Source organism: Paraburkholderia sp. Ac-20340, assembly GCF_017104965.1.
Lineage (GTDB): Bacteria > Pseudomonadota > Gammaproteobacteria > Burkholderiales > Burkholderiaceae > Paraburkholderia.
Genome location: NZ_JAAGPR010000018.1, coordinates 123464 through 135718 on the forward strand (window position 1 = coordinate 123464; position 12255 = coordinate 135718).

17 protein-coding genes and 1 pseudogene are annotated in these 12255 nt (G+C 58.4%); 2 read left to right on the forward strand and 16 right to left on the reverse strand.

The window, feature by feature from the left end:
• Nucleotides 1-34: 34 nt before the first annotated feature.
• The 3 genes from G3N59_RS21890 to G3N59_RS21900 all read right to left on the reverse strand — a co-directional run bounded on the left by G3N59_RS21890 (nucleotide 35) and on the right by G3N59_RS21900 (nucleotide 2722).
• Nucleotides 35-1351, reverse strand: coding sequence for an MFS transporter (locus G3N59_RS21890; protein ID WP_205984720.1), 1317 nt, complete (start codon nucleotides 1349-1351; stop codon nucleotides 35-37).
• Nucleotides 1352-1806: 455 nt separating this feature from the next.
• Entirely contained in the window at nucleotides 1807-2316 is a 510-nt protein-coding gene (locus G3N59_RS21895; protein ID WP_205984721.1) for a TonB family protein, read from the reverse strand.
• A gap of 193 nt (nucleotides 2317-2509) precedes the next feature.
• Nucleotides 2510-2722, reverse strand: a complete 213-nt coding sequence (locus tag G3N59_RS21900; RefSeq protein ID WP_205984722.1) for a hypothetical protein — start codon at nucleotides 2720-2722, stop codon at nucleotides 2510-2512.
• 469 nt (nucleotides 2723-3191) lie between these two features.
• Here G3N59_RS21900 and G3N59_RS21905 point away from each other — a divergent pair, with 469 nt between their 5' ends.
• Both G3N59_RS21905 and G3N59_RS21910 read left to right on the forward strand, forming a co-directional pair.
• Nucleotides 3192-3647 (forward strand): DUF4102 domain-containing protein, encoded by a 456-nt coding sequence (locus tag G3N59_RS21905; protein ID WP_205984723.1) that lies wholly within the window; start codon nucleotides 3192-3194, stop codon nucleotides 3645-3647.
• 28 nt (nucleotides 3648-3675) lie between these two features.
• Nucleotides 3676-4029, forward strand: a complete 354-nt coding sequence (locus G3N59_RS21910; protein WP_205984724.1) for a hypothetical protein — start codon at nucleotides 3676-3678, stop codon at nucleotides 4027-4029.
• Here G3N59_RS21910 and G3N59_RS21915 read toward each other — a convergent pair.
• The 13 genes and pseudogenes from G3N59_RS21915 to tssI form a co-directional block, all read right to left on the reverse strand.
• The gene (locus G3N59_RS21915; RefSeq protein ID WP_205984725.1) at nucleotides 4026-4754 is read right to left on the reverse strand and encodes an immunity 52 family protein; all 729 of its coding nucleotides are present in this window, start codon (nucleotides 4752-4754) and stop codon (nucleotides 4026-4028) included. The two genes, G3N59_RS21910 and G3N59_RS21915, sit on opposite strands and share 4 nt — an antisense overlap.
• A gap of 9 nt (nucleotides 4755-4763) precedes the next feature.
• Complete coding sequence (locus G3N59_RS37090; RefSeq protein WP_241023718.1) at nucleotides 4764-4973, reverse strand: Tox-REase-5 domain-containing protein; 210 nt, start codon at nucleotides 4971-4973, stop codon at nucleotides 4764-4766.
• Entirely contained in the window at nucleotides 4974-5411 is a 438-nt protein-coding gene (locus G3N59_RS21920; protein WP_241023720.1) for a Tox-REase-5 domain-containing protein, read from the reverse strand.
• Nucleotides 5411-5758: a hypothetical protein gene (locus G3N59_RS21925; RefSeq protein WP_205984726.1), complete on the reverse strand. Its 348-nt coding sequence runs from the start codon at nucleotides 5756-5758 to the stop codon at nucleotides 5411-5413. The genes G3N59_RS21920 and G3N59_RS21925 overlap by 1 nt, the downstream gene beginning before the upstream one ends.
• A complete protein-coding gene (locus G3N59_RS21930) occupies nucleotides 5742-6017 on the reverse strand; it encodes a DUF4123 domain-containing protein (protein ID WP_205984727.1) in 276 nt (91 codons plus the stop codon). The genes G3N59_RS21925 and G3N59_RS21930 overlap by 17 nt, the downstream gene beginning before the upstream one ends.
• Before the next feature lie 70 nt (nucleotides 6018-6087).
• Nucleotides 6088-7284 (reverse strand): type VI immunity family protein, encoded by a 1197-nt coding sequence (locus G3N59_RS21935; protein ID WP_205984728.1) that lies wholly within the window; start codon nucleotides 7282-7284, stop codon nucleotides 6088-6090.
• On the reverse strand, nucleotides 7281-7580 hold the full coding sequence (locus G3N59_RS21940; protein WP_205984729.1) for a hypothetical protein: 300 nt from the start codon (nucleotides 7578-7580) through the stop codon (nucleotides 7281-7283). The genes G3N59_RS21935 and G3N59_RS21940 overlap by 4 nt, the downstream gene beginning before the upstream one ends.
• Nucleotides 7554-7687 (reverse strand): annotated as a pseudogene (locus G3N59_RS21945) (IS3 family transposase); the annotation flags it as partial. The gene G3N59_RS21940 and the pseudogene G3N59_RS21945, both read right to left, overlap by 27 nt.
• Nucleotides 7688-7903: 216 nt before the next feature.
• Entirely contained in the window at nucleotides 7904-8638 is a 735-nt protein-coding gene (locus G3N59_RS21950) for an immunity 52 family protein (RefSeq protein WP_205984730.1), read from the reverse strand.
• A gap of 7 nt (nucleotides 8639-8645) precedes the next feature.
• Complete coding sequence (locus tag G3N59_RS21955; RefSeq protein WP_205984731.1) at nucleotides 8646-9263, reverse strand: restriction endonuclease fold toxin 5 domain-containing protein; 618 nt, start codon at nucleotides 9261-9263, stop codon at nucleotides 8646-8648.
• Nucleotides 9263-9610, reverse strand: coding sequence for a hypothetical protein (locus tag G3N59_RS21960; protein WP_205984732.1), 348 nt, complete (start codon nucleotides 9608-9610; stop codon nucleotides 9263-9265). The genes G3N59_RS21955 and G3N59_RS21960 overlap by 1 nt, the downstream gene beginning before the upstream one ends.
• A complete protein-coding gene (locus tag G3N59_RS21965) occupies nucleotides 9594-10103 on the reverse strand; it encodes a DUF4123 domain-containing protein (RefSeq protein WP_205984733.1) in 510 nt (169 codons plus the stop codon). Before G3N59_RS21965 ends, G3N59_RS21960 begins: the two co-directional genes overlap by 17 nt.
• Nucleotides 10103-12214 (reverse strand): type VI secretion system tip protein TssI/VgrG, encoded by a 2112-nt coding sequence (tssI, locus tag G3N59_RS21970; protein ID WP_205984734.1) that lies wholly within the window; start codon nucleotides 12212-12214, stop codon nucleotides 10103-10105. Before tssI ends, G3N59_RS21965 begins: the two co-directional genes overlap by 1 nt.
• Nucleotides 12215-12255 lie beyond the last annotated feature (41 nt).

Consider the following 12255-nt stretch of genomic DNA (forward strand, 5'->3'; position numbering starts at 1 on the left):
GGACTCCGCTTTTTCGTTTCTGCGATGCAGCGAATCAGGTCAGCGAGGTATGACGCGTCTCGCGCATGCAGAGCACGCCCACGAGGCTCACGCAGGCCGCGATCGACACATACGCGCCGACCCACGACAGACCGCCGCGCGCGGCCAGTTGCTGGGCGATATACGGTGCCACCGACGCGCCCAGAATCCCGCCCAGGTTGTAGGCCACGCCCGCGCCCGTGTAGCGCACGCTGGTGGGGAACAGTTCCGGCAGCAGCGCGCCCATCGGGGCGAAGGTCGCGCCCATCAGGAACAGCTCGATCACGAGGAACAGCAGCACCAGCGGCAGCGAGCCGCTACCGAGCAGCGGCTGCATCGTGAAGCCCGAGAGAATCGCCAGAATGCACCCGACGATCAGCACCGGGCGGCGGCCGAAGCGATCGCTCAACGCCGCCGAGATCGGCGTGGCAATGCCCATGAACACCACCGCGATACACAGCATGCCGAGGAAAGTCGGACGCGGAATATGCAGCGCCGTTACGCCGTGCGAAAGCGAGAACACCGTGGCGTTGTAGAACAGCGTGTAGCAGACCACCATCGCCAGCGCGCCGAGAATCGTCGGCCACCAGTAGCTGCCGAGCAGCGTCGCGACCGGCACCTTGACGCGTTCTTCGCGCTCGATCGCGGCCTTGAACGCGGGCGTTTCGGCGATCTTCAGGCGCACGTAGAGCCCCAGCGCGACGAGCACCGCCGAGACGATGAACGGCACGCGCCAGCCCCAGTCGCGGAACTGCTGGTCGGAGAGCGTGGAGGCGAGGCCGAAGAACAGGCCGTTCGAGGCGAGAAAGCCCACCGACGGCCCAAGCTGCGGAAACATGCCGAACCAGCCGCGCTTGCCCTGCGGCGCGTATTCGGTGGCGAGCAGCGCCGCGCCGCCCCATTCGCCCCCCAGACCGATGCCCTGGCCGAAGCGCAGCACGCAGAGAAGGATCGGCGCGAGGCTGCCGATCGAGTCGTAGCCGGGCACGAAACCGATCAGCGTGGTGGAGAGGCCCATCACGAGCAGCGAAGCCACCAGCGTCGATTTACGGCCGATACGGTCGCCGAAATGGCCGAACAGGAACGAGCCGATCGGACGCGCGATAAAGGCGATGCCGAAGGTGACGAACGCCGAGAGCGCCTGCGCCGTGGCCGAACCGTGCGGGAAGAACACCGGACCGATCACGAGCGCGGCGGCCGTTGCGTACACATAGAAGTCGTAAAACTCGATCGCGGTGCCGATAAAGCTCGCGAAGATCACGCGTGCGGTGCTCTGCTGGCGGGCGGCGTCGGGCTGATCGGCGCTCGCCGACGAAAGCGGTGAGGTGGACATCGAAGGGTCTCCAGTCGTTGTGACGCGCGCTGACGTGCCGGGCGTCGCCGTTTGATGAGGCGGCGGCGGGCGCGGTGGGTGCGCTTTGCGCAATCGGCACGGCGCGGGCGTCTTTGTTCATGACTCGAAGCGGCAGGGCGGGCGAGGCGCAGCGTGCGCGACGGCGGCATCCTTGATCCGGCAACGATTCGTCAGTATGCATCGCACAGCGGCAACTGTGCGCGCGAAAGCGGGACCGGCTGGCGCGCGCGCCGGATAGGCGCAAGGCTCGCGCAAGGCGAGCGGGATCCAGCTTTACATCACGGTCGGGAGGCGCTGCGCCGCCACGCGGATGGGCGCGGCACACAGGCAAAGCCGGCGCGAAGCCGGCAGGGGATAGCGAAAAATTATAACGATCGGATGCGGCCCGCAGCAAGGCGGCTGCAAGCCTGCGCGTTGCGCGGATCGACGCCGGTTCAGTTGTAGTTCTGCGCCTGCGGCGAGGCGAGCGTGCGCAACTGGAACTTGCCGTCGTCGTTGAAGAGCCAGTCTTCGAACAACTCGATCTGGCCGACCGAGTTGAGCAGGCGCGGCGGCGGCGCGGGCAGCGGCTGCGCGTGGCGCAGCGTGGCGAGCGCGGTGGTTTCGGCATCGTCGTCGCCGTTGGTGCGATAGACCGATGACTTCACAACCTGTCCCTCGCGGTTCACGGTGAACGACACCACCACGAGCGAGCGCAGCATCGCTTGCGGCGAGCCGCGCAGCACGCGGGACGGATTGCGCTCGACGATGCGCTTCGCAACCTGTGCGCGATAGTCGTCGAGTGTCGTGCTGTTGATCGCTTGCGGCGGAATGATGAGCAACGGCCGAGGCGGCGGCGTGACCGTGCAGGCGCTTGCAAGCGCGAGCAGCAGAGCCGGGCCAAGACGGCGGAAGGCGGCGCTCACGGCCACAAGGCCGCTGCGCGTACGGACGCGGATGAGCATGTCGACCAGGCTCGGAGGCGAAACCAGATTCGAGCTTAGTCGATACGGGAAGGGAATCAATCCCGAGTCACCCGTGGGCTGCGCTGCGAGCGCGAAAGCGGGCAGACGCATTGGCCTGGAAGCGCGGCGCCGTGGGCGCGCGCGGCGAATTCAGCGCGGTGTCTGAAGTCGCGTGTTACTGCATTTCGAAAACTTACTCGACCGGGAATTGCGCGCAGGGATCGGCCGTCACGGTCGAACAGGCGTAGGTGTATTCGCCGCTCTTGAGGAACAGTTCCTTGCCCACCTGGACGTTCTCGCGCAGATCGGGCGAGCTTTCCCACGCGATGTAGCTCGAGCACATCACGGCAAACATGACGACGATGGAAAAGGCAAACTTTTCAAGTAGTTGGAAACGGTGCGGCATAGCGGTTGATCCCTTCGAAGGTTGGGATTTTACCGCAATCCTAGGGTTTTCACCTACTTAAATACTGTGGAGCAGGTATGGCGTATGAACGCTAAAAATCGCTTGCGACCCCTGACGCGAGAGGCGCGCGTACCGATGCCGTGCTCGAGGGCCGCCATTGCTGCCGCCTGGTAAAAGACGAATGCGGAGGTCGCGGCGCGAAACAGTGTTTTAGCTGCGACGTTGTGTCGCTAATCGGAATGCGGGAAGGGGAGTCGGCAGACCGCCAGGACGGCGTCGGCTGAAAGCAGGGAGAGGTGCTGGACAACGAGCGGTGTGGACGTTGCGCGATGCTGGCGGACCAATTATCCGTGAAAACTTAATACACGAATTTCGGTGCAACTCAATAAAAATCAAGTGAATCAGCGGATTGTAGTCATATCGCCACCGGGACAGGCTGCAGTATTCCGGCTCTATCCATCATTTTTCGATGGGCCAATCGATGGGCTCAGATGGCACTTACGGACAGGCAGGCGAAAGCACTGCAACCCGGCGACAAACCGGTTTTCGATGGCAACGTAACGGGGTTGATGCTTACGCCCGGCAAGACGGCTGCAAATGGACGTTGCGCTTTACCAGCCCGGCAACGGGCAAGCGCCGCGATGCGGGACTCGGCGTCAATCCCGAGGTCACCATTGTCGACGCGCCAGAGAAGGCGCTCGCAATGCGCGGTCAGCGCGACGTGGGCAAAGTCCCCCCGATTGACGAACGCAACCGCGAACAGGCGGCCGCCAGCATCGCCGTCGTCGCGCTCACTTTCGAGAAGGCTGCGCGCAGCGTTCACGAGGAACCGAAACCGGGCTGGCGAGATGAAAAGCACGCGGTTCAGTTGATCGGCACGCTAGAGGCTTACGTGTTTCCCCAAGATCGGCACGAAGCCGCGTGATGCACTTACGCCCGGCGACTGCGCCGACGTGCTGCGGGCTCTCTCGCTGGAGAAGGCGGAAACCGCCAGCCGCACCCGCCAGGGTATGCATCGCCGTGATGCAACGGGCTTGGGCGCACGGCCCTATCGCTGCGAACCTGGTCGGCGTGGTCGAGCACCTGTTGCCGAAGCAGAACGCCACGAAAGAGCATCAACCGGCGATGCCTTGGCGCGAAATTCCAGCGCAAAGGCGCAACTTCGCGATATCGAACCCGGCGACAGCACCCGCGCGGCGATGCTGTTCGCAATTCTCACGACAACCAGCAGCGGCAAAGTGCGCGGCGCGACATGGAGCGAATTCGACCTCGAGGCCGGTATCTGGACCGTGCCGGGTGGACCTTAAAGGTCTACGAATCGTGGCAACAGGTCCTGATCGGCAAGACGGATTTCAATGTCGTTCGCAGCCTTGACGTGAGCCCGGTTGTTCACATCGAACACTTCATCCGTCACGCTGACAATGATTGTGCCTTGCTGCTGGCCGTCGCGCATGACCGGAATCAGGGCGCGCGCTTCGGGGACCTGGGCCGGTGTGAGAGCGTGGGGCAGGTAAAGCATCCAGCTTACGCCTGGACGGTCTTCGAATACCTGATTTTCAAAGTATGGGCGAGGTCCAAACGTTGCATATGGACAGGCATAGACTATGGCGACCTCAGTCACAAGTTTTGCTACGGGATCGAAGAGACCCAGCCGAGACTCTCCCGCCTTTGGTTCGCTAATGGAAAATTCAAACCTATTTGCAAGGCTTCCACAATCAATCAAGATTGAAAATGAAGCCGCTCTGCCGCGACCGGGCGAACCGTTCCAAAGGTCAACGATTTTCGGCTGACCGGACTCATCTTGGCTCCGCTTCGTTAATTCTTGAACGGCAGCCAAGCGCGGCTCAGGGCCATCAAATACGGGTATTTCTGACGAGTCGTCTTCGAATGCCGCACGCAAATACCACGGCTCTCCGAGCGTTCGCTCTCGCTTAGAAAGCTCTTTGATAATCGGATGCAATCGGCGCAGTTGGAACAAGAAATCCGCCTCTCTTACGGTATTGCTATCTCTGAACGAAGCATTCAAGTACATGATCTAGCTTTATCCTGTGCAGACAGATGGAACCCCGGCTTCGGTAAGTACCGGCAGCATATACCGTCGAAAGCGGGGAGTTTCGAAATACCACATCAGGCGGCTAGGCGGATTGCTTTTAACTGCCCGACCTTGCGTATAAACCTGCTTCGTCGTGCTGCTAAATCCATCGAATTTATAGATTGGCGTCCCTTCTTCATCAAAGAATTTATCTAACAATTAGTCATAGTTTCCTTTTGCTTCCTGCAAAAGACATTGCGGCTTTACAAAGCCATCAAAATTTATTGGCGTTGGTTCTCCCGTAGGTTGCCACGCCCATTCCATGTTCCAGCCTTGATTGGTCTCACGGCCCTTATCATCCGTCGTTATCCCGTACTCGTATCCAGTGATGCGTGCCTGATAACGTCGCGGCTCGGGATTCATACTGTGGTTTCTCCGTAATTTTTCGCCGGTCTTCTCCGGCGGGCACTTGCACGGCCTCTCGCGCTCGCGGGTCCGGTCGCGTGGAAGGCTGTCCAGACCACCATCGGCGCTCGTGCCAGCACCAGTGCCACCGGCAGAACCCGTAGCCGGAACCGGCGAAGGTAGCGGCACGGGCGTGGTCTGAAGAAGTGAGTTAACGGCGCTTGCAAGCGTAGCGGGAAAGGGAATACCCATCAGTGATCCTCCTTTTGTTCCTGTTGTTTTTTTCGTGTGACCTGCAACAGCATTTCGAAGCGCTGCTCACCTGATGCGCCTGGTTTGTCCAGCCATGCGGCAATGGCCGGAAGCAGGTAAAAGCCGGGCGTGGTCGCTTCCAGGTAAAGAAAATCGACGGTTGGCCCGTCGTGGGTAAATCCAAGCTCCTTCGTTCGCGCATAGGCCTCGTTAAGCCAGCCGCTCAATCTCGGATCATCGGCAAGCCAGGGGTAGTCGCGCACAATATCCTCGCGAACAGCCTCCACATAGTTGCGATCCTCATGAGCCTTCAGGATGGCCCATTGCTGTTCAGTTAGACGGTTCATGGTCGGTGATGTAGCGCCGTTGTCCTTCGTGAAGGTATTGCCATTCGAATGCGGTCCTGAAAAGGTCGCGGTCGTCCGCGCTTCGGTACGCTTCGTTCAGTGCATGGATGACCCTGGGATCCCAGAAACGCAACAGGGCCGCGCGCCCGTTCGGCAATAGGGTGTTCAGGTGCGGGCGCAGCCTCGCTGCCTGTTCCTCGATATCTCGCCAGGCAATCAGCCAGATAACGCCGGGACGAGCCAGTTCGAATTTGCCCATGTCCACCTTAATCTAGTGCACGCCAGTCCATAGGGCATTACCCCCTACGGCTTGCACATCACGCCATCAATCAAAGTGCCCTGAGAAGTTGCCAGGTCACTACTCGGCCGTCGATTTCGGGCATCGGTACACCGTGAGCGATCGTCTGTGGGCCTAAGTGCTTGGCCTCCTCGCACAGCCACACGCCCGGATATGGGCACGGCGTACCCGACCTGATGCGGAGATAAAAGGATTCGGCCTTGACTTTGGTCGCCGATGGATCATCAGCGCTTTCTTGTTGCGATGGTGGCGGGGCATCAAAGCGCCGTAGCCATAGATTGCTGGTGCGCTGATTAAAGCGCATTTCACCTCCCACCGAACCGTAGTGCAGTGAGCCGATGTCATCTACGCGCAGCGGCCTGATGGCTTCATTCACTTTGACGTAAAGTTCAGGTTTTGGATCGACATCGGCTTTGCCTAATTGTGGCCAGTTGCCTGCCCGAATCATGCTGCCCCATTCGTAAGGGATCACTTCGATTCGATCGTCATCGAGCTTGGCTTTCAATTCTTCGGGCGTGCCGAGTTTGGCGAGCCAATGGTGAGCGATGAAGGTGTACCAGTTGAGGGAGCGGTAGCCGGTTTGCCCCGTCTTCGGAGCGAAAGGGCCGCAGATATCAACCCCGCGATATGCCCAAGCGGTTTCGTATTCGGTATGTTGGAAGTCTTCCCACTCGAAAGATTCTTGGACACCGAATCCTGCTGCTCCGTGCAGTGGGCGAAGCAGTTGACAGTACGCTTTTAACATCTCTCTTAGCTCTCTGCGTCCATCCCCTTTAAGCACGTCAACGGGAAGATAGATACGGATGCATGTCATATCTTTGTGCGTTCTTTCAAACCAGCCGGCGGGAGAATAAGCGGAAAACAAGTAGCTGCTTGTTTGTGAAAATCCCGCATTCGATGACCAACGAAAAGACAGCGGCGTATTGGGACCGCAGTTTTCAATGAAATGAATGCATTTTTTAATGGCATCGTCAGTGCATGCCTGTTCGATCATTTTTTCTTCCGGCGACAAGACGAAGCCCCAAGTCAGTTCGTTACGGAATGAGTTGTGGAATGTCTTTAGCGCTTCGGCTATGTGCTTGCGTCGAATCGGCAAATAAGCGTCCACCAGATAGAACACAGCTACTAGCCCAACCTGCTGCACAGGCTTGGCCGTGTCGGCTTCATCCATGAAGGTGACGTGCCAGCGTTCGGCGTCAAACGCATCGAAGAATTCTTTTTCGTTCATCTTGTGCTTCCCGGTGCATCAGGCCAGAAGAGATAACGCTTCTCGCTTTGGAGTTGATATTGCTGCTGTCTTTCCCATTCCCGGTAAGCCTCTGAACAGCGCTGTTGCTCGGGCGTCAGGGCAGGCGTTACTCTCGGCACGTTGGCGGGTTGCGCCGCCAACTTGTCGGTGGCAGTGGCCGCTGCTCCTGCCGTTCCCGCCGCGCGGGCTACGCGGGCGGCGCGCAGGTAGCGATCAAACTGAATGACCTTGGCTCCCGCACTAGCCGAAACAACGCGGCGGATTTCCTCGACCATGCTCGCATCGCCGGTCTGCCTTGATTGACGGTAGCTGGACGCGACAGTCGTGCCGATACGTTCGAGCGCGACACGCCGATGACTTCACAGAGCAGCTTCCCTGGTTGTCTATATGAACGTCTCCCGTTTGAGCAGGTTTTCGCGTGTTAACGGACAGGTTGGGTTGCGGCTCTATATTCGGCCTGTTTGCAGCCAGTACTACCGCTGCGGGCCCCTATGAGATCCGCTGGCTCGTGCCTCACTCCTCCGGCGAGCTCAAGGCTCTACGACCAGTTCAGGCTTGACGAGTCACGGTCCTACCTGGTTTGTCATCACAGTTGACCTTAAAGGTCTACGAATCGCGGCAACAGGTCCTGATCGGCAAGACGGATTTCAATGTCGTTCGCAGCCTTGACGTGAGCCCGGTTGTTCACATCGAACACTTCATCCGTCACGCTGACAATGATTGTGCCTTGCTGCTGGCCGTCGCGCATGACCGGAATCAGGGCGCGTGCTTCGGGCACTTGGGCCGATGTGAGCGCGTGCGGTAGGTAGAGTATCCAGCTTACGCCGGGGCGATCTTCAAACATTTTTTCCTTGAAATAATAATACGGACCAAATGTGATGTAGAACGAGCCGTAAATTTCTACAACTTGAGCAATAACATCTGCAGCTGATTTGTAGTCGCCAAGACGGGAATCCCGATTTTCACCTCCCTCGTTCAGAGAGATATCAAGCGATTTTGGGAAAACATCTCCGCCATCGATTTCCACTGTTATTGATGCACCAACTCGGTCCGATTTAATTCCATTCCATATTCCAATTGATTTTGGGTCATCTTTGTTTTTTCTCGCATACTCTTTTGATAGAACATCTACGGCGGTTGATGATGGATCTTTGTCATCATAGGCTCGATACTGAAGTGCTTCCTGTTCGCTTTCGCCCTGTAGATACCATTCGCCCAACGTCCGATCCTTATTTTTCAATAAATCTATGATTGGCCGCAGGCGGCTCAAGTGAAACTGCCAATCTGCATTAGTTAGATCGGTGCGATCACGATGTTGCTCTGACAGATTCATTATTTCCTCACTGCTGAAGAACGGAAGAAACGCCAAACCTTTGCAGTATTGGCAACATATATTCTCTCGTTTTTGATGTCTGAAAATACCATATTAATTTGGCGGGTGGATTGCTGCGTACGATTGCTCCTTGCTTCTTAATTTGTTCGGCCATGCTTGTAAATCCCTTAAAGAAATCAAACGGCTTCCCATTTGCACCGATAAATTGATCGTAGTTTCCCTTGGCTTCCTGCAAGAGGCATTGGGAAGCCTGAAATCCATCAAAGTCGATGTCAAGCCAGTCCCATTCCATATTCCAGCCTTCGTTGGTCTCGCGGCCTTTTCCATCCGCTGTTACTCCATACTCAAAGCCCGTAATGCGCGCTTGATAGCGCCGTGGCTCCGGGTTCATGCTGTGGTTCCTCCGCACCTTCTTGCCGGTCTTCTCCGGCGGGCACTTGCACGGCCTATCGCGCTCGCGGGTCCGGTCGCGTGGAAGGCTGTCCAGGCCACCATCGGCGCTCGTGCCAGCACCAGTGCCACCGGCAGAACCCGTAGCCGGAACCGGCGAAGGTAGCGGCACGGGCATGGTCTGAAGAAGTGAGTTAGCGGCGCTTGCAAGCGTAGCGGGAAAGGGAATACCCATCAGTGATCCTCCTTTTGTTCCTGTTGTTTTTTTCGCGTGACCTGCAACAGCATTTCGAAGCGCTGCTCACCTGACGCGCCTGGTTTGTCCAGCCATGCGGCAATGGCCGGAAGCAGGTAAAAGCCGGGCGTGGTCGCTTCCAGGTAAAGGAAATCGACGGTTGGCCCGTCGTGGGTAAATCCAAGCTCCTTCGTTCGCGCATAGGCCTCGTTAAGCCAGCCGCTCAATCTCGGATCATCGGCAAGCCAGGGGTAGTCGCGCACAATATTCCCGCGAACAGCTTCCACATAGTTGCAATCCTCATGAGCCTTCAGGATGGCCCATTGCTGTTCAGTTAGATGGTTCATGGTCGGTGATGTAGCGCCGTTGTCCTTCGTGAAGGTATTGCCATTCGAATGCGGTCCTGAAAAGGTCGCGGTCGTCCGCGCTTCGGTACGCTTCGTTCAGTGCATGGATGACCCTGGGATCCCAGAAACGCAACAGGGCCGCGCGCCCGTTCGGCAATAGGGTGTTCAGGTGCGGGCGCAGCCTCGCTGCCTGTTCCTCGATATCTCGCCAGGCAATCAGCCAGATAACGCCGGGACGAGCCAGTTCGAATTTGCCCAGGTCCGCAACGTGGTCGCCCGAGTTTTCGGGGTCGATCAGCCACGGTCCCGCGGGTGCAAGTGCCGCTTCTTTTGTTCCCGCAAAGAGCGATGCCACATAGTCGCCGTGCGGATCCAGCGTCTGCCCCGTGTGCTGCTGATACTGGAGCCCGTCCACAAGCGCCAGCACGCGCAACGGGCCGTTAAAGCACTGCGAATGGCGCTGTAGGTGTTCTGCTACCGAAATGGGGATCATTAGCGCTCCAGGGTCATCGCGCCATTTGCGGCAGCGTGGATAAGACACTCCAGGCAGATATCGCTCGCTACACCAGCATTGGGCTGGCCGTTGAAACTGAATACATTGCCCTTGCCCTCACCGCCGCCCTCAAGCGGCCCCTTGAACGTGATAGCAATCCCTTCAATCGTGATGCCGCCATCGTCCACGGTAATCGACCCGCCCGGCCCACGAAACACGGCCCGGTCGCCAGCCTTGAGTTCGAAGTGCTGCGTCTGATCCCGAATGCTCTGGCCTGCACTGAGCCTGTGGTGGCCTTGCACGGTCTGCTCAACATGCCCGCCCACATCGACGATGTGATTGGCCGTAGTCTGGTCCTTGCGGTGATTACTGACCTGCTCGATGCGGTCCTTGCCAACGTTGACCGTGTGATTGCGTTCGATGAATAGAGACGCATCCTGTCCAACTGTGTGGCGGCGGTTGCGCCCGATGCTCACCTGCTCATCGTTGCCGACGCTCTCGGTCCGGTCGTGCCCGATATCGATCGTTTCGTCATGCTCGACGTTTTCCTTCCGGTCATTGCCCACAAATGTGGTTTCATCGTGGTTGACGTGAAGGTTCTGGTCCTTCTGCGCATGAACGAAAATCTCTTCCTGTCCCGCCTCGTCCTCAAATCGTAATTCGTTGTAGCCTTCGCCCTTGTGCGTTTGACTTTTGATCGTCATGCGCGTCTTGTGGCGCGGCAGTTCGTAGGGCGGCAGGTTCAGCGCGTCGTATACGCGGCCGATGATGATGGGCTGATCGGGGTCCCCATCCAGATATGAGACAAGGACCTCCTGCCCGATGCGCGGTATCGCCATGTGCCCCCAGGTCGCGCCTGCCCAGTTCTGCGCTACGCGTATCCAGCACGTGCTGTGCTCGTCGTTCCTGCCCCTGCGGTCCCAGGCAAACTGCACAACCACGCGACCATCGTTATCGCAATAAATTTCTTCGCCAGCGGGACCGGTGACGAACGCGGTCTGCGGACCCTCAATCACGGGCCTGGGCAGCAGCGCCGGTTTCCATTCGACATCGTCAGGGATCACTTCGGCCTCGTAGCGATAGCTTGTGCCGTGTTCCGCGCTCGCGCTCTCTTCCTCCTGGCTCACGTGCTGCACGCCGTAATGCGTCATGCGCACGGGACGCCAGCTACGGTTCCATTCTTCACGCGGATGGCCTTCCAGTTTGAAGGCCATGCCAGGAATCAGACGTGCGTCGTCGCCTTCGATGAGGGCAAGCCGCGCGTCGTTACGCAGCGCCAGCAGCCGCGTCTGGTTCATCGGCTTGCCAGCGGCATCCTGCTTGTATCCTCCCGGATAATGGAATTTTTCGTAGCCACCTTGCCGGTCGAAGCTCGCGGCTTCGCTACGGTGTTCCTGCGAATATCTCGGATTCCGGTATGTGTAATCCCTTGACACGCTACGGCTGGTTCGCACATTTTCCGCGTACAGGAAGTTCCACAAGCATGGTTCGGGCTGGTCAGCGCCCGGCGACGGGTTATAGACGACCGGTTCGCGGCCGATGGCTCCATGCACGATCAGGCGGTCGCCGTGAATCAGCCGATGCCCTTTTTCTGAGAATTCATACGCCGCATAGATCCCTTCGTCTGCCGCCACGCGATTGATGAAATGCCACGTGGTTTCACCAGGCTGAACGCAATATTCGCGCGTCAGGTGCTCGCCAAACATGCGCTGTTCGTAATCAGTGATTCCCAGTTCCTTGATGCGGCTCGCCAATATCTGCGCAATAGAGACCTGCTGGTGGATACGCCAGTCGCTGCACAACTCGGCGCGACTGAGCATCGGGCTGATAACCACCCGATAGCGTGTTCGCCTGAACCCGGTTGCGCCTTGCTCGAAGAGGCTGACGACCCCGTTCACATACCGCACAGGTGTCTCGCCGCGCCAGATGGTGAGCGTCGCGGGCTGATCGAGGACTTTCTGAAAATCGACAGCGGGATTTTGACTGGACAGTTCGACGGTAAGTTTGAAGGACTCTGAAAGACCTTCAACAAGTTCAAACTCCACAACTTCAAAAGGCACGCGGGCGGTGCACATCTCGAAGGTAAAACGCACGTCGCTTTGTCGAGGCATACGCGTTTTCCTGGCTGGACAATGGTGAAGTTGTCCGAAGC